20 protein-coding genes, 1 tRNA gene and 1 riboswitch are annotated in these 20,313 nt (G+C 52.9%); of the genes, 10 read left to right on the top strand and 11 right to left on the bottom strand.

Annotated elements, in window-relative coordinates; translation table 11 throughout:
• Nucleotides 1–37: 37 nt before the first annotated feature.
• Both J0X12_RS01750 and J0X12_RS01755 read left to right on the top strand, forming a co-directional pair.
• Nucleotides 38–2,368: a xanthine dehydrogenase family protein molybdopterin-binding subunit gene (locus J0X12_RS01750; RefSeq protein ID WP_207041402.1), complete on the top strand. Its 2,331-nt coding sequence runs from the start codon at nt 38–40 to the stop codon at nt 2,366–2,368.
• 13 nt (nt 2,369–2,381) lie between these two features.
• Nucleotides 2,382–2,831, top strand: coding sequence for a YaiI/YqxD family protein (locus J0X12_RS01755; RefSeq protein ID WP_207041404.1), 450 nt, complete (start codon nt 2,382–2,384; stop codon nt 2,829–2,831).
• A 126-nt stretch (nt 2,832–2,957) separates the two neighbouring features.
• Here J0X12_RS01755 and J0X12_RS01760 read toward each other — a convergent pair whose 3' ends face one another.
• From J0X12_RS01760 to J0X12_RS01770, 3 genes are all read right to left on the bottom strand, one after another.
• Nucleotides 2,958–3,359: a DUF1398 domain-containing protein gene (locus J0X12_RS01760; protein ID WP_207041406.1), complete on the bottom strand. Its 402-nt coding sequence runs from the start codon at nt 3,357–3,359 to the stop codon at nt 2,958–2,960.
• Between the two features lie 39 nt (nt 3,360–3,398).
• Nucleotides 3,399–3,860 carry a MarR family winged helix-turn-helix transcriptional regulator gene (locus tag J0X12_RS01765; RefSeq protein WP_207041408.1) on the bottom strand — a complete coding sequence of 154 codons (462 nt, stop codon included), beginning with the start codon at nt 3,858–3,860 and terminating at the stop codon, nt 3,399–3,401.
• Between the two features lie 301 nt (nt 3,861–4,161).
• Nucleotides 4,162–4,238 (bottom strand) — tRNA-Arg (locus tag J0X12_RS01770).
• A 275-nt stretch (nt 4,239–4,513) separates the two neighbouring features.
• Here J0X12_RS01770 and J0X12_RS01775 point away from each other — a divergent pair.
• Nucleotides 4,514–5,653, top strand: a complete 1,140-nt coding sequence (locus J0X12_RS01775; protein WP_207041410.1) for a hypothetical protein — start codon at nt 4,514–4,516, stop codon at nt 5,651–5,653.
• Nucleotides 5,654–5,742: 89 nt separating this feature from the next.
• Here the strand turns inward: J0X12_RS01775 and J0X12_RS01780 are convergent, their stop codons facing one another.
• Nucleotides 5,743–6,372: a HupE/UreJ family protein gene (locus J0X12_RS01780; protein WP_207041412.1), complete on the bottom strand. Its 630-nt coding sequence runs from the start codon at nt 6,370–6,372 to the stop codon at nt 5,743–5,745.
• Nucleotides 6,373–6,408: 36 nt separating this feature from the next.
• Nucleotides 6,409–6,609: riboswitch (cobalamin riboswitch) on the bottom strand.
• Nucleotides 6,610–6,825: 216 nt separating this feature from the next.
• Between J0X12_RS01780 and J0X12_RS01785 the strand changes: the two genes are divergently transcribed.
• On the top strand, nt 6,826–7,572 hold the full coding sequence (locus J0X12_RS01785; protein WP_207041415.1) for a glutathione peroxidase: 747 nt from the start codon (nt 6,826–6,828) through the stop codon (nt 7,570–7,572).
• Between the two features lie 111 nt (nt 7,573–7,683).
• Here the strand turns inward: J0X12_RS01785 and J0X12_RS01790 are convergent, their stop codons facing one another.
• Both J0X12_RS01790 and J0X12_RS01795 read right to left on the bottom strand, forming a co-directional pair.
• A complete protein-coding gene (locus tag J0X12_RS01790; RefSeq protein ID WP_207041417.1) occupies nt 7,684–9,162 on the bottom strand; it encodes an ABC transporter substrate-binding protein in 1,479 nt (492 codons plus the stop codon).
• A gap of 33 nt (nt 9,163–9,195) precedes the next feature.
• Complete coding sequence (locus J0X12_RS01795) at nt 9,196–10,191, bottom strand: P1 family peptidase (RefSeq protein ID WP_420497023.1); 996 nt, start codon at nt 10,189–10,191, stop codon at nt 9,196–9,198.
• Between the two features lie 94 nt (nt 10,192–10,285).
• Between J0X12_RS01795 and ggt the strand changes: the two genes are divergently transcribed.
• A complete protein-coding gene (ggt, locus tag J0X12_RS01800; protein WP_207041421.1) occupies nt 10,286–12,010 on the top strand; it encodes a gamma-glutamyltransferase in 1,725 nt (574 codons plus the stop codon).
• 11 nt (nt 12,011–12,021) lie between these two features.
• On the opposite strand, the gene J0X12_RS01805 is transcribed toward ggt, so the two are convergent.
• From J0X12_RS01805 to J0X12_RS01815, 3 genes are all read right to left on the bottom strand, one after another.
• Complete coding sequence (locus tag J0X12_RS01805; RefSeq protein WP_207041423.1) at nt 12,022–12,795, bottom strand: methyltransferase domain-containing protein; 774 nt, start codon at nt 12,793–12,795, stop codon at nt 12,022–12,024.
• 87 nt (nt 12,796–12,882) lie between these two features.
• A complete protein-coding gene (locus J0X12_RS01810) occupies nt 12,883–13,260 on the bottom strand; it encodes a hypothetical protein (protein WP_207041425.1) in 378 nt (125 codons plus the stop codon).
• A 76-nt stretch (nt 13,261–13,336) separates the two neighbouring features.
• Complete coding sequence (locus J0X12_RS01815; RefSeq protein WP_207041427.1) at nt 13,337–14,668, bottom strand: sensor histidine kinase; 1,332 nt, start codon at nt 14,666–14,668, stop codon at nt 13,337–13,339.
• Nucleotides 14,669–14,859: 191 nt separating this feature from the next.
• Between J0X12_RS01815 and J0X12_RS01820 the strand changes: the two genes are divergently transcribed.
• Nucleotides 14,860–15,153: a hypothetical protein gene (locus J0X12_RS01820; protein WP_207041429.1), complete on the top strand. Its 294-nt coding sequence runs from the start codon at nt 14,860–14,862 to the stop codon at nt 15,151–15,153.
• 41 nt (nt 15,154–15,194) lie between these two features.
• On the opposite strand, the gene J0X12_RS01825 is transcribed toward J0X12_RS01820, so the two are convergent.
• Nucleotides 15,195–16,625: a dihydrolipoyl dehydrogenase family protein gene (locus J0X12_RS01825; protein ID WP_207041431.1), complete on the bottom strand. Its 1,431-nt coding sequence runs from the start codon at nt 16,623–16,625 to the stop codon at nt 15,195–15,197.
• 18 nt (nt 16,626–16,643) lie between these two features.
• Nucleotides 16,644–17,429, bottom strand: a complete 786-nt coding sequence (locus J0X12_RS01830) for a TVP38/TMEM64 family protein (RefSeq protein WP_207041434.1) — start codon at nt 17,427–17,429, stop codon at nt 16,644–16,646.
• A 318-nt stretch (nt 17,430–17,747) separates the two neighbouring features.
• On the opposite strand from J0X12_RS01830, the gene rpmH reads away from it, so the two are divergent.
• Genes rpmH through yidC form a run of 4 tightly spaced genes read left to right on the top strand, consistent with a single transcriptional unit; the run spans nt 17,748 to nt 20,312 of the window.
• Nucleotides 17,748–17,882 (top strand): 50S ribosomal protein L34, encoded by a 135-nt coding sequence (rpmH, locus tag J0X12_RS01835; RefSeq protein WP_161313830.1) that lies wholly within the window; start codon nt 17,748–17,750, stop codon nt 17,880–17,882.
• A 4-nt stretch (nt 17,883–17,886) separates the two neighbouring features.
• Nucleotides 17,887–18,261, top strand: coding sequence for a ribonuclease P protein component (gene rnpA, locus J0X12_RS01840; RefSeq protein ID WP_207041436.1), 375 nt, complete (start codon nt 17,887–17,889; stop codon nt 18,259–18,261).
• A complete protein-coding gene (gene yidD, locus J0X12_RS01845; RefSeq protein ID WP_207041439.1) occupies nt 18,258–18,542 on the top strand; it encodes a membrane protein insertion efficiency factor YidD in 285 nt (94 codons plus the stop codon). The genes rnpA and yidD overlap by 4 nt, the downstream gene beginning before the upstream one ends.
• A gap of 21 nt (nt 18,543–18,563) precedes the next feature.
• Nucleotides 18,564–20,312, top strand: coding sequence for a membrane protein insertase YidC (gene yidC, locus J0X12_RS01850; protein WP_207041441.1), 1,749 nt, complete (start codon nt 18,564–18,566; stop codon nt 20,310–20,312).
• The last annotated feature ends 1 nt before the right edge of the window (nt 20,313 follow it).

Here is a 20,313-nt window from a genome sequence, read left to right on the forward strand (position 1 = left end):
CAGTGGGCGCACCACATAAACAAAGTTGGACAACAATATGGTGAAGTTCGGTGTAAATCAGTCAGTAGAGCGTAAAGAGGATTTTCGCCTTATTACCGGAACAGGCGAATATACCGATGATATTGATCTGGATGGACAGCTCTACGGATATATGCTGCGATCCCCGGTTGCCCATGGGAAAGTCCTTTCCATTGATATTGACGAGGCTCGGCAAGCCCCGGGCGTCGTTGACATTATCCTTGGAAAGGAGCTGGAGGCGGACAAAGCGAACCAGCTTCCCTGTATGATCCCCCTTAAAAACCGTGATGGCAGTGATCGGGCAGATCCCGGCCATCCGGTTCTTGCAACAGACAAGGTCCGCTATGTTGGCGATAATGTCGCTTTTGTCATCGCGGAAACCCTCACCCAGGCAAAAGACGCCGCGGAATTGATCTATGTCGATTTCGAAGAAGAAGACGTTATCGTCGATACAAAAACAGCGAATGCGCCGGGCCAGCCATTGGTCCATGACAATGTTCCAAATAATGTTGCCTTCGATTGGGAACAGGGCAATGAGAAGAATATCCAGGATGTTTTCTCGAACGCGAGTCATGTCACCGAGATTGAGCTGATCAATAACCGGGTTGTCGTAAATTCTATGGAACCGCGCGGCCTGATTGCCGACTGGGACGGTGACGCAGCGAAAATGACGGTGCGCATGGGAACGCAAGGCGGCTGGGTGCTACGCTCCCTGCTGGCTAACGCGATTTTGCATGTGCCCGAAGAGGATATCAGGGTGATTACTCCTGACGTAGGCGGCGCTTTCGGCATGAAGCTTTTCTTCTACTCCGAATGTGCGGTTACGGTCTGGGCTTCCCGCAAGTTGGGTCGGCCCGTCAAATGGATCGGGGAGCGAAGCGACGCCTTCCTTTCCGACACGCAGGGGCGCGACCATGTAACCCGCGCAAAACTCGCCTTTGATGCCAATCACAAGATCACCGGCATGAAGGTGGAGACCAACGCCAATCTTGGCGCTTATTTGTCCACATTTGGCCCGTTGATCCCGACTATGGCCGCGGTCAAGGTCCTGCCGGGTGTCTATGATATCCCGAATTTTTATTACCGCAGCATCGGCGTCTTCACCAATACGGTACCGGTGGACGCCTACCGTGGCGCCGGGCGACCGGAAGCCATTTATGTGATCGAACGGCTGATGGATACAGCCGCTCGCGAACTTGGTCTCGGACAGGATGAAATTCGCCGGAAAAACTTCATTCCCGTTTCCGCCATTCCTTACACAACCTCTACCGGCTGCGTTTATGACAGCGGCGAGTTTGAACGGATTATGGACCGGGCGCTTGAAACCTCGGACTGGGAAAGTTTCCCGGATCGCCGCGCGGCCTCAGCCGAACACGGGAAGCGCCGGGGTATCGGCATGTGTTATTATATCGAGGCAACGGCCGGCAATCCGACGGAGACAGCCACCATCCGCTTTGAAGAGGACGACCGGGTGACGGTTGCTGTCGGCACACAATCTTCCGGGCAGGGTCATTCCACCGCCTATGCACAGATTGTCGCGGAACGACTGGGTGTTCCCTTCGAGAATATCGAGATCGTCCAGGGGGACACGGACAAGATCAAGTCGGGCGGCGGCACCGGCGGATCCCGCTCCCTGACGACGCAAGGTCCGGCCATTCATGCCGCAAGTGACGAGGTGATCAACAAGGGCAAGGAGCTTGCGGGCCACTTTCTGGAAGCAGCGCCGGTCGACATCGAGTTCTCCGCCGATGATGGCGAATTCGCCATTGCCGGAACGGACCGCAAAATCGGTATTCTGGAGCTTGCCCATCGCGCCCGAGGCCTGGGGCAACTTCCGGAAAACCTGGCGGAGGGGCTCGATTCTGAGGCAAGCTTTACTGTCGAAGCCTTCACCTATCCCAACGGATGCCATATTGCAGAGGTCGAGATCGATGAACTCACCGGTGCGGCAGAGGTTGTCCGCTATGTTATCGTCGATGACTTCGGCACGATCGTCAATCCGGCGCTCGTCCGCAATCAGGTCATTGGCGGTGTCGGACAGGGGATTGGTCAGGCGCTTACCGAACATACGGTCTACAGCGACGATGGGCAGCTGCTGACGGGTTCCTATATGGATTATGGCATGCCTCGTGCGGATAACATCCCGCTCGACCTTCTGTATGAAACGGTTGAGGTTCCCTGCACCATGAATCCGATGGGGGTTAAAGGCTGCGGGGAGGCTGGATGCATTGGCGCGCCGCCTGCTGTCATAAATGCGATTATCGACGGCCTTGCTGATCTGGGTGTGCGCCATATTGATATGCCCGCAACGCCGCAGCGGGTTTGGGATATCATCCAGCAGGCAAGTTAGGCAGTCCGGCAACTTGACCAGAATCTTCATTGATGCGGATGCCTGCCCGGTAAAGGACGAAATTTATCGCGTCGCCGGGCGGCATCGATTGATGACCTATGTGGTCAGCAACAGCTGGATGCGCATTCCACAAAGCCCACTGATCGAGCAGGTGGTGGTCGACGACGGCTTCGATGCCGCCGATAACTGGATTGCGGAGAATGCGATCACGGGGGATGTTGTGATCACCTCGGATATTCCGCTCGCCGACCGGGCCCTCAAGAACGGTGCCGTTGTGCTCGGTCCAACAGGCAAAGCGTTTACGGAACAGTCTATTGGGATGTCCCTCGCCATGCGCGACCTCAACGCACATCTTCGGGAAACCGGGGATATCTCCGGCGGCAATGCGCCGTTCAGCAAAAAGGACCGTAGTCAGTTCCTGAATGTCCTGGAGAATACGTTGCAAAAATTACGTAAAGGTTAGAGTCTATATTCCGTTCGTAAATTGGCACGTAAGTATGTAGTCGGAGACAGAGTGCGCCTATTACCCGCGGTCTTTTCTGGTAATTTTCTCTAATGATCTGAATAAGCTGGTTTCATCCGATGATATTTACTGCGGGAATAGCTCGACATGCGTTTCAGCTGTCCGGCCATAGTAAAGAACTCTCTTTCCCGAAAATGAAACGATATAGCCGGCGCAGCCTGCTGCCTTCACATTCTTGCAAAAAGCCGAGTAAGAATATTCGGGGGAATTGGCTTGCGCCCATTTAATATGGGCGGCGACAGCGGATTTGTCGAACTCTGCTGCAACCGTCTCATGTGTCGTCCGGTTTTGAAGCATGACGCTGTCCCCTTCCGGCAGGAAGTAAGTCGTCGTATTCCTCCGATAGTCGACAACATAGCCTTCGAAACCGGACCCAATCAGCGTTTTGACAATTTCGGGAAACGCCATTGTCTTGTCATAGGCGGCATCCAGGCAATTTTGAGCAATCTTAACTAGGTGCGTATCCATGTGTTCTCCTCCGGATTAGGGCAGTAAAACGTGGACGAATTAACCGATTGGAATGTTTTTCAAGTCACGCTGGGAAACAATTGATTTCAGAATCCGTTCTAGCCGCAGACGCTCCTCATGAGGGAGCTTGTCAAAGAACTCCGCATCATTCTCATCCGCTAGCCTTGCAAGACGGGGAACAAGCGCACGACCCGCATTTGTAAGAGCAAGGGTGTGAGCTCGTTTGTCATCCGGATTTTCCTCGCGCTCGATCAGGGATTTTTCAAAAAGCCTATCAGAGAGTTTCGAGATCGCGCCTCTTGTCATTCCCATGTTTTCGGCGAGCTGTGACGGTGCAATGCTTTCGGCATCAAAAAGCATGCGTAGGAAAACCCATTCGGCTACCGTTACCCCTTCGGCACTCACCTTGCGGGCAAAATTCTGGGAGATTGCGTTTGAAACTACCCGAAGCCAGTAGCCCAAGTGAGTACGCAGATTCGAAATCGGTTCGTTGGTGAGCATCGCAACCTCATTATAGTTTCCAAGTAAACTATAATGAGGTTGTTTCCTTGTCAACTAAATTTCCCGGCCTGCAAAACAAGCCAAAATATAATTAGAAAATATGCAGTTGCTGCTTTACTCAGAACTTCCAGAAAAGAGAAAAACACGGTCAGTCGAACCGGTATATTTCAAGTATGTTCTTATGGCAGCCCTATCATGCCAAATTCCGGCGAAATAGGATAAATTTCAAAGAAAGGACGACTTCCTTGATTATCCGCAGTTATTCTCTCGGACCATAATAAATCAATGTATGTTTAGGGAATGGCGCACCGGGGAAGATTCGAACTCCCGACCCCCAGATTCGTAGTCTGGTGCTCTATCCAGCTGAGCTACCGGTGCTTGATCGCCAGCCTGTCTTCGGCCGACAAAAGGACGCGAAATAGTGTAGCGCCCACCTGAGGATCGGGAAATTAATCAAAAGAGGGAGGCAATGCAAGCTATTAAACCAGATTTTCATAAAAAGTTGTGTCGAAATCGGTTCTTGTCGCCACGCTTTTCATTAGATACTATCTGCCCCTGATTTCCGGTTACATTAACCGCTCGGCATGGAACGGCGAAATTGCCTTCCCGCTACCGGGTTTTGCGCGCACAGAAACAAAGAGTGTTTTACAACCATGGTATTCAACCTTACCCGCCCAGTTGCAGTCAGCGCCGTGTTACTCGTCGCGAGTTGCTCTTTTGTCGATGAAAAACTGCTGCCGCCCCTGACCGGGGACCCGGCGCCTGTCAAGACGGGACAGGCAGCAATGTCTGCTGATCCGACTGCGACACAAGCGGCGATGGCCGCTGCATCCACAACGACGGAAACACAGGCCCCTAAAGCCGCCCCCAGCCGGTACCAGCTGCCGGAGGTTGCCTCTGCACCGAGTACGGGAACTGTTGTGGGCCAGCGGGTTGAAACCTTGCGCGACAATCTTCGTGCCTTACAGGCGCGCATCAACCAGAGCAGCGCACAGTTTGAAGCGATCGAGGCCTCTACCACCGCCACATCACAACGTTATCATGGCACCATAGCCGCCATTAACGCGCGCCTGCAGATTGGGACCACAAAGGGCAATCCGATCCTGATCAACCAGTGGAATGAAGCCCAGAGCGATCTTGAGAAAATAGCGGCAGATGTTTCAGAAATGAACAGCTTGGCAAATACGGTCGCGGGAGATGCCGGTGAAGTCGGCTTCCTTCTCGAATCGGTCCAGTCCGCTTTCGAACTCAGCGGCGCAATCGAGGAGGATCACCGTCAGTTGACGGTACTGGAGGATGAAACCACTCGGACCTCGGTACTGACGAACCGTCTTTTGAACCAGCTTACCAACGACATCAATCGCCAGACCGCTTATGTCGGGACTGAGCGGATGAACCTTACCAATACGTCAATTGCCATCAAGAATGGCGGGTTCCTTGGAACCAGTGCGGGGACTCGCAATTACCTGGAAACGGCGTCGGTGAATACAGCTTCAGGCGATCGCCAGGCATTGGTCATTATCCGCTTCGATCGTAACGATGTTGCCTATGAGCAGGCACTCTATGACGCAATCAGCCGCACCATGCAGGAGCGGCCGCAGTCATCCTTCGATGTTGTTTCCATCGCGCCGCTGAACGGCAACCTCGCCAGCAGTCAGGCAAAATCGGTGCAAAACGCGGAACGGGTCTTACGGTCGCTCGTAGAGATGGGGCTTCCCGCGTCACGGGTTAATCTTTCCAGCACAGCAAACGCGAATGTCGCCTCCAACGAGGTCCATGTTTACGTTCGCTAGTTTCTGGACCAATTCAGCAATAAAAAAGCGACGGTCGAAACCGTCGCTTTTTTTCTTTGAGAGAGCCGGATAACCGGCTCAATTCTTCCTTATCCGAAAATCATGCCTTCGACATTCTCGACAAAGAAGGCGACACCAATACCGGCTGCAACGGCGCCTGCGATCCGCGGTTTTGCCGCCGCAGCTTCGGTCGCATGCCAAAACTTCTCTACAACGAAACCAGCGCCAATAGCGATTGAATACTGAATAGCCGCGAAACCGACAAGGTAGGCAACGAGCGGTGAATTTTCCGCACCGACAATCGCCTCGCCATAGGCTCCGCCGTGAAACAGGCCTGCAATCGCAAAAATAGCCAAATAAACGCCCGATGGTATTTTCCGGCCGGACATTACCATCGCCCCCAAGAGAACGACTGAACCTGTAATGACAAGTTCAGCATAAGGCAGCGCCGTTCCGTTCGTTATCAGTAGGCACCCCGCTACGGTCCCAAAAATAAAAGCGAGCGGTGCCACATATTTCCTTGTCAGGAAAACTGCTGCCAATCCTACCAGAACCACAAACGCCAGGTGGTCCACCCCGATAATCGGGTGACCGAAACCGGACAACAATCCTTCCATGAGGGTACTGGGCGTCGCGCCGCCCATGGGATGATGGGCAAAAGCCAGACTAGGGGCAGCCATTGCCGCCAGCACGGTTGTCGCCGCTATTTTATATCGCATGTCATTCTCCTGTTTTCGTCTCACCCGACGAATTGACTTAGTTTTTTATCAGCGGCAGGTCTCCTGGCTCGCGCTATAACGGTGTTTTCTGCCTTCCCAGAAACTTCCAGTGGCTTTTTCGAAAACCCCTCCGCGCTCACAGTTGCGGGGGCAGCTATAGATTTGGACAAAACAGTCCTCACTATATTCCCTTTTAATCGACCGAAAAACGATAGAACCGCCTTCGGCAAACTCTACCAACTGCTATCGAGGAAGACCAGCGGCAATTGCAGTCATGTCATAACTTTTGGCATCTGCATGCCGAATATGGCTATCTGTGAGCTAAGAGGCTGTCGGAAAATTCCGGGTAAAAATGACATATATTAAAATAATTCTAAAAACTACTTGCAAAACAAATTTCGTCGAATATATAAGGCTCATCATCAGAATTTAGAATTTATTGGAGTTGATAAGATGAAAAATATGGAAGGCCAGAAAGTCCCGAATGTTACCTTTAAAACCCGTGACGGCGATAGCTGGTGCGATGTAACAACGGATGAGCTTTTCAAGGGCCAGAAAGTTGTTGTATTCGCTCTTCCCGGAGCCTTTACACCGACATGCTCTTCGTCGCACCTCCCCCGGTACAACGAACTTGCGCCGGTATTCAAGAAAGCTGGCGTAGATCGCGTCGTCTGTCTTTCAGTTAACGACACCTTTGTCATGAACGAATGGAAGAAAGATCAAAAGGCGGATAACATTACCTTCATTCCGGATGGAACAGGTGACTTCACCGAAGGGATGAACATGTTGGTCGACAAGGCCGACCTGGGCTTCGGCAAACGCAGCTGGCGCTATTCGATGCTGGTTAATGACGGCGTGGTCGAGAAAATGTTTATCGAACCGGACGTCGAAGGCGACCCATTCGAGGTTTCCGATGCGGACACGATGCTTAACTACCTAAATCCAGGCGCGGAAAAGCCCAAGGCAATCACGGTTTTCTCAAAGCCCGGGTGCGGCCATTGTGCAAGAGCGAAATCCGCGCTTGAGAAAGCTGGCCTCGGATATGAGGAAATTGTTCTGGGGACCGACGCAACTATGCGCTCCTTGAGAGCGGTATCTGGAGCACTGACGACACCGCAGATCTTTATCGACGGCGAGAAAATCGGGGGTGCAGACGAGCTGGAAAGCTATTTGGCCAGCGCCAAGTCAGCCGCCGCGTAACAAAACTGGTTCCCGCGAAGCAGGTTTGTCCAGATTCCTGCCTCAAAAAAAGAAACCCGCTGGTTGTCGCCAGCGGGTTTCGCATTTCAGGAAGGCTTCACGCCTTTTCTGTTAGTCGCTCCAGGACATACGGGCGACATCCGTTACAAAGAACGGCATGTCTTTCCAGACACCGTTCAGGCCTTTCCGGACTACCACAACGCGTGGCAGCTGGAACATAAAGCCGTTTACTGCATCATCAGCCAGCATCTTCTGAGCTGTCTGTAGAAGCTCCGTGCGTTCGGCCGCCGACGCAGCAGACTCAGCTGCGGCCACCACTTCGTTAAACTTCGGGTTATTGTAGTTGAAGTAGTAGTTCTCGCGGGCGTAAATGCCGATATCCATTGGCTCTACATGGGACACGATGGACAGATCATAATTTTTCTTTTTGTAGACTTCGTCCAGCCATTTTGGCCAATCGACATTCTCGATCTTTATCTTGAAGCCCGCTTTTTCAAGCTGGGAAGCAACGATCTGGCCGCCCTTGCGCGCATAATCATCCACTGGCGGCAATTTCAGGGAAAGCTCCAGCCCATCGGGATAGCCGGCTTCCGCCAGAAGCTTTTTGGACAGTTCCGGATCATAGGAGTAAGTCCCGGTCAGATCGACATAGTCAGGGTGATGCGGCGCAAAATGCGATCCAATCGGCGTCCCAAAGCCGAACATGGCGCCATCGATGATTTCCTTCCGGTTGATCGCATGGGCAATGGCCTGACGTACTTTCAGTTTTGAAAGGGCCTCATTCGCATTGTTAGTGCTCAGGATGGTTTCGCCGTTCGTATTCCCGACCAGGATATCAAAGTCTTCCTTGAGCGAGTCGCTGCCGACCAGTTCATTCGGTATGTCAGATACATCCACATCCCCGGAAAGCAGGGCTGCTAGACGTGCGGTACCATCACCGATAAAGCGGATCGTGACGTTTTTGATCGCAATGGCGTCCTTGTCACGGTAGGTATCCGCAGCTGTCAGTTTAAGGCTGTCGCCTTTCGTCCAGCTTTCGATTTTATAGGGACCCGTACCGACCGGATTGGTGGCATTAGTCGCATCTGACGCCGGATCGACAATTACAGCCGTTGATTCACTTAATTGCTCAAGCAGGGCGGGACGCCGCTCTTTCAACTTGATAACAACGGTATTGGCATCCGGGGTCTCGATGCTTTCCATGTTCGTAAAGCGGTCTTTACGCTTATTCTGGCTTTCTTCAGCGGCATTTGCCTCGAAGGTATATTTAACATCAGAGCTGTCAAAATCGGCGCCATCATGGAATTTTACGCCCTCAACCAGCTTAAATGTATAGGTCAAGCCATCGTCACTGATCGTCCAGCTTTCGGCAAGGTTTGGATGAACCATTCCCTTTTCATCTACCCGGGTCAGACCCTCATAGATATTGTAAAGCGTGGTCAGTGAAATTGCGGCGGCTGCACCCGTACGAGGATCAAGCCCAGGAGGCTCCAACCGCTGTGCAAAAGTAACGGAGTCTTTCGCCGCCAATGCTGAGAACGGCGCCAATACGGCACCGGCAAGAGCGGCAGCAATAATCAATCTTTTCATGAACATTTCTCCCTTAAATTAACTTGTTGATTTTTAAGACATATACCCTGGCAACCCGCCTAGGCTTCTGGCGTTATAAACGGCCCGTGCAATAGATCTTGCGACACAATCAGCAGCCATCGCCCCAATTTTCGCCACGCCGAGCGGTCTTGACCCTGATAATTCTACTTTCTCTGTTGATAATGCAAAAATACTATCGCCGTCGAAGGGGGTATGTACAGGCCTAATTGCACGCGCGAGGCCGTCATGGGCCATGATCGCGATACGCTTGGCCTCCGATTTCGTCAGTGCAATATTCGTTGCGACAACACCAATAGTAGTATTTTCCGCAAGCCGCGATTCCGCCGGAATATCGAGGGTCAACTCCCCGTCAATTTCAGGGGCCCCTAAACCACCGAATTCGGCGTTCTGCTCAAAGGGCCAGGCCCAGAAATGACGTGTTCCGGGAATAACCACACTCCCGACTGGATTGACGGCGAAAATCGCCCCGACCTGAATGCCATCGTCACTGATCAGGGACGCGCTCCCCAGCCCCCCTTTCATCTTTCCCGCGGCAGCGCCGTACCCTGCGCCAATATTGCCGAGCGGAAAGTCATCATTCACATTCTCTGTCGCTTGAATACCGAGCTGCCGATAAGGCGGCATATCCCCCCAGTTCTTGTTTCCGCTATTTGCCAGATCGAATAATATCGCTGACGGGACGATCGGGACATGAATGCCTTTCGCCTCAAATCCGCGCCCCTGCTTTGCCAGCGCCATAACGGCCCCCGCCGCAGCCTCCAACCCGTAAACGGAGCCGCCACTTAAAACAATGGCATCAACCCGTTCCACAAGACAATCAGGGTTAAGTGCTTCGGTTTCTCGCGTGCCGGGACCACCGCCCCGGACATCAACGCCGCCAACTGCGGCAGTGTCGGGAACTATCGCCGTCACCCCTGTCATCACTTGCTTGTCCTCGGCATTGCCGATTTTAATTCCATCAACATCTGTGATAAGATTCTTGGCGCCAGGTTTGATCATATTGTTCATCTTTTGCTTTTGTTTCCGTAACGTTAGCCTTAGCCTTTCAATCGGTCAACTTATCTTCGCTACTGCAGCAAACTCTCAAAGGAGCCCCTTTTCCATGACCGCTCTTTCCGTGTTACGAATCCCGGCATGGCGACTATTGTTCCCGCTATCATTGGTCTTTCTGCTGCTTATCTCTCCACTCAGGGCCGAGACAGACAAGAAATACATGATTGCAGCGGCCAACCCCTTGGCGGCCGAAGCCGGCCGGATCATGCTCGCGCGGGAAGGCAGCGCAGTCGATGCAGCAATTGCCGTACAAATGGTGCTGACATTGGTCGAGCCCCAATCCTCAGGCATCGGCGGCGGGGCATTCCTGCTCCATTTTGACGGTGAAACACAAAAGCTCGAGACTTATGATGGGAGGGAAACCGCCCCGGCGGCGGTTCAGGAAACCCATTTCCTGACCGCGGACGGCAGCCCGAAAAAATTCTATGACGCCGTCGTTGGTGGCGGCTCTGTTGGTGTGCCCGGTGTCGTCGCCATGCTGGCAAAAGCGCATGAGGCCCACGGGAAGTTGCCTTGGAAAGACTTGTTTGAGCCGGCAATTAAGCTGTCAGAGGAAGGCTTCCTGATATCCCCGCGCCTCTACTACCTGCTTGACCGGGATGAGCATCTGAAAACCAGGGCGACCGCCGGGACTTATTTCTATAACGCGGACGGATCGGCAAAAGCCGTGGGCACACGTCTACAGAACCCGGCGCTTGCAGCAACCTTGCGAGTTATTGCCGCGAACGGCCCCGACGCCTTCTATCACGGCGATATCGCCCAATCTATTGTCAACACCGTGCGAAGCGATAACCTCAATCCGGGCCTGCTGACACTCGATGACATGACGAATTATAAGGCGATCAAACGAGAGCCCGTTTGCGCGCCCTATCGCGCTTACACTATCTGCGGAATGGGCCCGCCGACCTCGGGCGGCGTTACCCTGTTGCAAGCCTTACGTATTCTCGAGGCATGGGATATGCCCGCAATCAGTCCGGGTAGTGCGGAAGCGATCGACATTATTTCACAGGCGAGCGCGCTTGCCTTTGCCGACCGAGGCAAGTACCTCGCCGATGGCGACTTTGTCGATATACCTGTCCGCGGGTTACTGGGCGACGCCTATGTTGAAAGTCGTGCCAAAATGGTCATTCCCGGCGAATCGCATTTGCCTTTTAAGGCCGGCAATCCGGAGGAGAAACAGGGCTCACTTGGCCTTGATAATGCGATCGAGCTTCCCTCCACCAGCCATTTCAGCATACGCGACAGCCTCGGAAATGCGGTTTCCATGACGACATCGGTCGAGAATGTGTTCGGATCCCGATTGATGACAGGCGGGTTTATACTTAATAACCAGCTGACTGACTTTTCCTTCACTCCCACAACGGAAGACGGTCCCGTTGCCAACCGAATTGAGCCAAACAAGCGTCCCCGCAGTTCCATGTCCCCGACAATGGTGTTCGACGGGGAGGGAAAACTTCGGCTGGTCATCGGCTCCCCTGGCGGCAGCCGGATTATTGGCTATGTCCTGAAAACCATTGTTGCGTCTCTCGACTGGAACATGGACCTGCAGACGGCAATTGCAATGCCTCATTACATCAATCGTAATGGAACGCTTGATTTGGAGGTGGATACGCCTCTTGCCGATCTTAAGCCCGAACTGGAATCCATGGGGTATAAAGTAAATGTCCGTACCCTTAATAGCGGGCTTCATGGTATCAGTATCACAGGCATGGATTTACAAGGGGGCGCCGATCCCCGGCGTGAGGGGATAGTTCTTACAGGGGAACCGGAGTAACTCCGGGCAGGCTATTCTTCCGGCGTCTGCACCACGATAAACAGGCGGGAAAACGGATACAGTGTCGCATCATCCTGGCCGACCGGATAGGATTCCATTAGCATTTCGGCATACTGGCTTTCGAATAATTTTGATTCTGTCTCGTCGAGTGCGGCAAGGAACGGCCGAAGCGCCGTGCCACGCGTCCATTCCAGCACCGCATCCTTACCTTTCAGGATTTGAAAATAGGTAGTCTCCCAGATATTGATTTTCTCCACTAGTGGTGACAAGAGATCGAAATACCAGTCTATGTTATGAACCGGCGCCGGCCGGACTAACGGTCCCAGTCGATCCACCCATTCCGGTGACAGGGCGAGATCATAAAGATTTTGATGAGAGGGGGCGGAGAAGTTGTTGGGCATCTGCACTGCAAGCACACCGCCGGCCCGCAGCTGTTTTAGTAGGGTGGGAAAAAGGGTTTCGTGATCATCGAGCCAGTGAAGCGCCGCATTGCTGAAAAGGAGGTTTCCCTTGCTGGTCGGCGAAAACTGACTGATGTCGTCAAGCTTCCATTCGATGGAGGGATGGTCTTTCCGTGCCTTGGCCAGCATTTCCTTGGAACTATCGATCCCCGTGATAATCGCTTCATTCCAATGTTGGGAAAGAAGCGCCGTGACATTTCCCGTGCCACACCCCAGATCATAAATTACGGAGGGAGAGTTTAGCGGCACCTGTGACAGCAGGTCCATTGCCGGACGCAACCGATGATCTGAAAAAAGAGTATACTGTTCAGGATTCCATGCCATCGCCTGTTTGCCTCCTTGTTGTCGGTTATCTACAAGGTAACAATTTTACACGGCAAATACAGTGTCGTTTCGGGAAAATTCGACAAACTAGTCGGCGGAGACCGTTTTCGCGACCGCTTCTTGCTGGCGTTCAAGTTCCTCAACGGATATGTTTTCCACACCTGTTGACGCCAGAGCGGGCACTTTGCGCACTCTTGCGGATTTCTCAGTTGAGTAGGGATTTTCCTCTCGATAGCAGTTTACACTTCCCAGTGTTTTGTAGCAGTAGAGCGGTGCCTGAACGAAAGTCTCGCTCTTTAAAGGGCAAAAATCCTTCCCGGAGGAAAGATTAGTGAACGAGCAGGAATCGCCGAAGACACCTGCAACGTTCTTATCAACTGTCTTAAAAATATCGCTGGAACAGCCACTTGTTGCGACGGTCGCCACCAGTAGCGCCCCTATCGTCAATCCCCGCATAATCGTCACGCAGAACACCCTTAAATCCGATTGAACCGGTCCAAAATTACCAAGGAGAGCGTATCGAAGGAGCGTTTAAATTATGTTAATCGGGTAATTCTATGCAAAATATAGTGCCTGAACTTCCTGTACGCTCCAACGTGATCTCCCCGCCATGCGCGACAATCAACTCACGCGCAATTGACAGGCCTAGACCCGTTCCGCCCGCGCGCGCGGATCCGGAAAATGGCTCGAACAGATGCTCTCTGGCTTTCGCATGAAGCCCCGGGCCGGAATCGCATATTCGGATAAGGGTGCGCGAGCCCGCACGCAGGGCATGAATATCAATCGTACCCTCCTCTTCCATCGCCTGTACGGCATTTCTACATAGATTGAGTAGGATGCGGTAAAACTGATCGCGATCGGCATTGAGCATGAGACCCGCCGGAATCCTGTTCCGCCAGACAATGCCGTTACTCTCCTTAAGTCCGACTGATGTTTTCACCTCATTCACCAGCGGCTCCAGAAGGAAGCGCTCTTTTCTCGGTTCCTGCTCGTCGGCGCGACCATATTTCAAGGTCTGCGTGCACAGATCGATCGCCCGATCAATACTTGTCATCAGTCGGGGGACCACCTTCTGTACTTTCGGGTCCTTCACCTCCGACAGGCTATCGCTGACAATCTGGGAGGTAGAGAGAATGTTTCGAAGGTCATGGCTGATCTTGGTTACGGCCGTGCCCAGCGCGACGAGATGTTGTTTTTGCTTTAATGCTGCCCGAAGTCGGGTCTGCATGATTTCAAGCTCACGTTCCGCGACCCCGATTTCATCCCGTCGCCCTGAGGGCACAAGCCCGGTGCTGATATCTTCGGGAGCCCGGCGAAAGGCAATCATGCTCTCACTTAACCGGCGCATCGGCCGGACCATCAGCCAATGGAGCGTCAGGTAAACAAGGATTGCCGTCAGGGTCGAGATAATGAGAGATAGCCAGAAAATATTCCACGCATAGTCATACATGGCATCAATCAACGGCGCCTCATCGATCACTACCTCCAGGGAGGAGTTGGGCTCATTCTCGATCGGGCTTATTATCCGAATAATCCGTCCCGGCCCCACCATCAGGCTCATGAAAGCATGTTCAATCAAAGGCAGGGGACTCTGGTTGGCGAGATCGAATTCCGCATCAATGGCGGGCGGCATATTTTCGCTCAGGATCAGAAGCCGGGAATTCGCGCCATGCAGAACGACGCTTCGGGCGCCGACACGAAACAACAATTCCTCCCGTAGTTCCTCGGACACCATATTATCTGGAGACGCCAAGAGCGAAAGGGTTGCAAGATGCGCAAATTCCGTTTTCTTGATGAGGTAATTCAGGCGAAAAAAGGCGATAGAAGGCACGAAGATCAAGACTTCCGCCAGCATTACAAAAACAAGCGTCAAAATTAGCAGTCTCGCGGAAAGACTGCGAAATGGTGCCGCTATTTTTTGTAAAATTGCCATTCTACAGAATAGATCAAAAAAACAGGCCGGTATCAACTTAATGATACCGGCTCTTCCAATACAAATACAATAAAGCGCGAGTTATAACCCTTGTTGGTTATCAGTTCTTTTTAGCCGCGCAAGGATTTGCTTTGCAGGGGTTACAGGGGTTGCACGCCTTTTTTGCAGCGCAAGGATTGCAGGGGTTGCAAGCCTTCTTAGCGGCGCAAGGATTGCAGGGATTGCAGGCTTTCTTTGCCGCGCAAGCGTTGCATGCCTTTTTTGGGGCACAAGCCGCGACAGCACCCGGCACGACGGCGGTCGCTGCCATCGAGGCGATTGCCGCAGCGGTTAATACTTCCTTGAACATGTGTCTCTCCTGTTTAGTTCTGAGAACCTTTGAAGCAATGATTGCTCGCTGGGAGAATGCCCGCTTTACCGCCTGAATCCGAATCAACTGCGATAACGATACCGTTATCGTAATTGGCTATCCGAAGAGGGAAAGAAATTTAACAATTGCACGGGTTCGGGAACTAAACAGGCTAGGTGTGTAGTAGCTTCCTGCGGCCCGCTTGCTGATCTCGCCATATGTCGGATAGGGCGCAATGAAGCTTGCCATCGTACCGATCTTGAGTTTCCCGGTAATCGCAACTCCCCAGGGATGGATCAGTTCACCGGCATGGGGTCCAACGATACCCGCGCCCAATATGCGCCCGCCATTGGTCGTGATCGCTTTGATCATGCCTTCCGTTTGACGCTCGGTCCGGGCACGATCAATATCGGCAAACGGAAAGGTGAGAACCTTAATCTTGTCGCCATACTGTTCCCGTGCTGCGGCCTCATTCAGACCGACATTTGCAAGTTCCGGATCAGTGAAGGTAACCCAGGGAACAGCGCTGTAATCGACCTTCGCCGGCAAACGAAAGAGCGCGTTGCGAATAACGATCCCTGCATGATACCCGGCAATATGCGTGAATTGATAACTACCGGCGACATCTCCTATGGCATAAATTTTCTTATTTGTGCTGCGAAGTCTGGCATCAACTACAACGCCTTTGGGATTATAATCAACGCCTGCGGCCTCAAGACTGAGTTCCTCCACATTCGCCTTTCGCCCCGCTGCGACGAGAAGATGCGAGCCTGAAAGGATTTCGGAAGAAGCCCCTTCCTCCAGTGAGATATAATAAGTTCCAGATGCGTCCTTCTTGACGTCTGAGATTTTCACTCCTTCACGGATGTCAATTCCCTCCTCCCGCAGGGTTTTGAGAACAACTGCACTTAAATCGGGGTCATCCCGGCCGAACGCCTTGAATGCCTCGAGAACAGTGACTTTCGATCCGAGGCGGGCGTGAGCCTGCGCCATTTCCAACCCGATTGGCCCGCCGCCGATAATGATCAAATGATCCGGCCGCGTGCGATTCTCAAATATGGTCTCATTGGTCAGGTAGCCAGCCTCGTCCAGCCCCGAAATGGGAGGTGCGGTCGCACGTGACCCCGTGGCAATGACAAAGCGGCGTGCCGTCACTCGTGTATCGCCGACTTCAAGCTCGTTTTCCGAAATAAACCGACCATAACCTTGGATCACCTCCACGCCCAATCCTTTGAACCGCTCGACCGAATCATGGGGGGCAATAGAGGCAATGACTTCCTGCACGTGATCCATAACCTTTGAAAAATCGACAGCTGGGTCCGGCCCGGTCACACCAAAAACACTGGCATTCTTCAGGCTCGCTGCTTTCTTCGCCGCCGCGATCAACGCTTTAGACGGAACACAGCCATAATTCAGGCAGTCGCCACCCATCTTGCCGCCTTCGACGAGGACGGTTTTTGCCCCCATCTGGCTCGCGCCCGCAGCAACGGAAAGCCCGCCGGAGCCACCACCGATTACACAAATATCTGCCTTGACCTGTGTTGCCATAAAAGTCGCTCCTGCGTTTTATTTAGAACTATTTCGAAATTTCTTGATCACGACCGGCAACAAGGCAATGACGCCGAGAGCGATGAAGGAGAACAGGATCTCTTTCGTCAGCAAGGAGCTGATCTGGAAATCCAATGCACAGTTACTATGCCCGCCCTCTAAACAAGCCTGATAGATAGCTTGCTGCTCTCGGATGATGCTGTCGAGGCCACCGCCAAGATAGGCAAAGACAAAAGTCCCCGGGATAATGCCGACGAATGTCCCAATCACATATGTACTGAGCTTCACCCCCAGAAAAGCGGGCGCAATGTTGACCAGCCAGAAAGGAAAGACAGGAACCAACCGCAAGAATAAAAGATAATTGAGCGCATTCTCGGAAAATCCGTCCTCCAGCTTCTTCAGCTTAGGGCCCGCCTTTTTGCGCAGCGGTTCGCCAAGGGAAGTTGCGGCGATCAGAAACAGGAGCGTGGCGCCGATCGTGGCGGCAAACACCGTCATCAGTCCCGCGGCAACCCAGCCGAATAAAAATCCGCCAGTGACCGTCATTAACAGTCCTCCCGGCAACGAAAAGGCAACGACGACGATATAGAGGCCCATATAAAGTAATGCCGCCAATGGGAAGTTCCCCGATACAAAACCGATAAGGTAATCCCGGTTTTCACTGAGCATCCGGAATGTCAGATATTCATCAAGTTCCAGGACGAAAAACGCGACGATTGCCAGGGCAATGACTAAAAGCGGCAACATTTTTATGAAAGAAAACCCATTCCCGGCGCCGCCTTTTTTATCACTGGCCTTACCCATCGCTGATTCGCCCCTTACCCACTTTGCCAGCTTCTGTTTGTCGAAACCTAACATAAACCCCTTCTCGGGGACAAAAATTAGCGTACACCGGCAATTCCTTTAATACAGCGAACAGTTCGCCCTGAAACTTATCGAAACTTATGGTTCCTCGATAGTTTCGAAAGGCCCTTTCACCCAAAAGTGAGCCGAATTGAACCGTTCCGATCTGCAATGGTGCAAAATTTATCTCCTGCATTGACTTAGCCGGGGAGAAACCTTATACAGCGGGGCTTGTTTTCCCTTCGCGCAAATCGCGCGGATGATCGACGGAGAAGTCTCTTGAAACGTACATATCAACCGAGCAAACTTGTTCGCGCTCGCCGCCATGGATTCCGTGCCCGCCGGGCAACGGTCGGCGGTCGCCGGGTTCTTGCTAATCGCCGTTCTAAAGGCCGCAAGAGCCTTTCAGCCTAATCCCATGCCGATAGGCGTCGAACGGCTAAAAAAACGCGCGGAATTTCTCCGTGTTGCGTCCGTTCGCCGCAAATGGGCTGCACCGGGGATGGTGCTTCAGGCTGCCCGCGACAAAAGTCCGGGCAGACCCGATGTCGTGCGCGTGGGTTTTACCGTGACCAAGAAGGTCGGCAATGCAGTAGTCCGCAACCGCATTAAACGCCGACTTCGTGCTGTCGCGCAGGAGATTATACCGGCTCACGCTGATGCGGGCTGGGATTTTGTCCTGATTGGCCGTGCCAAAACGAAAGACCGGAAGTTTGATGAATTGAAGTCAGATCTGTGCACCGCACTTGGCAAGGTTGGCGCTACCGCGTCTCCCCGACGGAGCGCGCAATGATCGGAAACTTCCTCGCCGGAGCGCTTATGCTGCCTATCCGGTTCTACCGCTATTTTATTTCGCCCCTGCTACCAGCAAGTTGCCGCTATTACCCCAGTTGCTCATCCTATGCAATGGAGGCGTTATCGGTGCATGGTCCACTAAAAGGTTCCTGGCTGACCTTGCGGAGACTTGGGCGGTGCCATCCGTTCGGCGGCGAAGGGTACGATCCGGTACCTCATAAACATGGAAATTGTCATCACGGCGCAACGGACCTGTCGGGTCGCGCCCGCATAGAATAAAACGTAAGGGCTGTAAAAATAATGTCGGATCAGAAAAACCTGGTCATTGCGATCGTTCTTTGTTTCCTGATTATTTTCGGGTTCCAATACTTTGTTGAAGGCCCGCAAATAGAGCAGGCGCAGCAACAGGCCGCAACAACGTCTACGGATGGGGATACTCCGTCACAAATTCCGTCCGCGGCCGTCGATGGCGCCAGCGCGCCGAGCGTACAGGGAGCGACAGCCCAAGGCGCCCTGACACGGGCACAAAGCCTGCAAAAGGCTGACCGGGTTAAAATCAACACACCGACTTTGCATGGCTCTGTTTCACTGACGGGCGCACGCCTTGATGACCTGACTCTCATCGACTATCGGGAAACGGTCGATCCGACGAGCCCTGAAATCAAGCTGTTGTCCCCGGCCGGCAGCCCCCATCCCTATTATGCTGAGTTCGGTTGGAGCGCGGCCCCTGGTACAGCGACAAAGCTACCTAATGCGCAGACTATCTGGTCAACGGACAATACAGAGCTTACCCCGCAAAAGCCGCTGAAGTTGACTTGGGACAACGGTGAAGGTCTCATCTTTCATCGCACCATTTCAGTCGACGAAAATTACATGTTCTCAATCGACCAGATGATCGAGAACAATACCGGCGCCCCTGTCACGCTTTATCCATACGGCCTTATTTCCCGTCACGGCACCCCTGAAACCACGGATTTCTATATTCTTCACGAGGGTCCGCTCGGCGTTCTCAATGAAACGCTCGAGGAAATTGACTATAGCGATCTTGAAGAGGGTAAAAGCGAAAGCTACTCTTCCGTTGGGGGCTGGCTCGGCATTACTGACAAGTTCTGGCTGACAGCCCTGATCCCTAACCAGGAAACCAGCATCAAGGCACGCTTTTCTTACGCCCCGCAAGGCGCAAGATACCAGACGGATTTTCTTAACCAGGATGGAATCAATGTTCCTGCGGGCGAAACCGTCGGCCTTACAAATCGTCTGTTTGCCGGTGCCAAGGTCGTCTCGGTGCTCGACACCTATGAGCAGGAATATAATATTGATCGTTTCGATCTTGCTATCGACTGGGGCTGGTTCTACTTCCTGACCAAGCCGATTTATTATGCACTGGAATTCCTGAACAGCTGGATTGGCAATCTTGGTCTCGCCATCATGGCGCTGACCGTCATTATCAAGATCATCCTGCTGCCGCTTGCTCATAAGTCCTATGTGTCGATGAGCAAGATGAAACGTCTGCAGCCGGAAATGGTGAAACTTCGCGAGAGGTTTGGTGACGACAAGCAGAAGCTCAATCAGGAGATGATGGCGCTGTATAAACGGGAAAAGGCCAACCCGGCGGCCGGGTGTCTTCCGATCATGCTGCAAATCCCGATATTCTTTGCCCTTTATAAGGTGCTGTTTGTGACCCTGTTGATGCGGCACCAGCCATTTTACGGGTACATCAAGGATCTGGCCGCGCCGGACCCAACGACAATCTTCAATCTCTTCGGTCTTATCCCGTGGGATCCGCCGCAGTTCCTGATGATCGGCTTTCTGCCGCTCCTGATGGGTCTCAGTATGTACCTGCAGCAGAAACTCAACCCGCAGCCGGCGGATCCGGTGCAGGCGAAAATCTTCCTGTTCATGCCGATCTTCTTCACGTATCTGTTGGCGAGCTTCCCGGCCGGGTTGGTGATTTACTGGACCTGGAACAATATTCTCAGCATGGCGCAGCAGTGGCTGATCATGAAACGGATGGGCGTATCCGTTTCTGGTACCAGCGACAAAAGCTGAC

Origin of the sequence: Sneathiella sedimenti (assembly GCF_017313765.1) — a bacterium.
Lineage (GTDB): Bacteria > Pseudomonadota > Alphaproteobacteria > Sneathiellales > Sneathiellaceae > Sneathiella > Sneathiella sedimenti.

Bases quoted from the DNA above. Each gene is read 5' to 3' on its own strand.
- J0X12_RS01750 (WP_207041402.1), top strand. From the start codon at position 38: ATGGTGAAGTTCGGTGTAAATCAGTCAGTAGAGCGTAAAGAGGATTTT.
- J0X12_RS01760 (WP_207041406.1), bottom strand. From the start codon at position 3,359: ATGGATACGCACCTAGTTAAGATTGCTCAAAATTGCCTGGATGCCGCC.
- J0X12_RS01765 (WP_207041408.1), bottom strand. From the start codon at position 3,860: ATGCTCACCAACGAACCGATTTCGAATCTGCGTACTCACTTGGGCTAC.
- J0X12_RS01775 (WP_207041410.1), top strand. From the start codon at position 4,514: ATGGTATTCAACCTTACCCGCCCAGTTGCAGTCAGCGCCGTGTTACTC.
- J0X12_RS01780 (WP_207041412.1), bottom strand. From the start codon at position 6,372: ATGCGATATAAAATAGCGGCGACAACCGTGCTGGCGGCAATGGCTGCC.
- J0X12_RS01785 (WP_207041415.1), top strand. From the start codon at position 6,826: ATGAAAAATATGGAAGGCCAGAAAGTCCCGAATGTTACCTTTAAAACC.
- J0X12_RS01790 (WP_207041417.1), bottom strand. From the start codon at position 9,162: ATGAAAAGATTGATTATTGCTGCCGCTCTTGCCGGTGCCGTATTGGCG.
- J0X12_RS01795 (WP_420497023.1), bottom strand. From the start codon at position 10,191: ATGAACAATATGATCAAACCTGGCGCCAAGAATCTTATCACAGATGTT.
- ggt (WP_207041421.1), top strand. From the start codon at position 10,286: ATGACCGCTCTTTCCGTGTTACGAATCCCGGCATGGCGACTATTGTTC.
- J0X12_RS01805 (WP_207041423.1), bottom strand. From the start codon at position 12,795: ATGGCATGGAATCCTGAACAGTATACTCTTTTTTCAGATCATCGGTTG.
- J0X12_RS01825 (WP_207041431.1), bottom strand. From the start codon at position 16,625: ATGGCAACACAGGTCAAGGCAGATATTTGTGTAATCGGTGGTGGCTCC.
- J0X12_RS01830 (WP_207041434.1), bottom strand. From the start codon at position 17,429: ATGGGTAAGGCCAGTGATAAAAAAGGCGGCGCCGGGAATGGGTTTTCT.
- rnpA (WP_207041436.1), top strand. From the start codon at position 17,887: ATGCCGATAGGCGTCGAACGGCTAAAAAAACGCGCGGAATTTCTCCGT.
- yidD (WP_207041439.1), top strand. From the start codon at position 18,258: ATGATCGGAAACTTCCTCGCCGGAGCGCTTATGCTGCCTATCCGGTTC.
- yidC (WP_207041441.1), top strand. From the start codon at position 18,564: ATGTCGGATCAGAAAAACCTGGTCATTGCGATCGTTCTTTGTTTCCTG.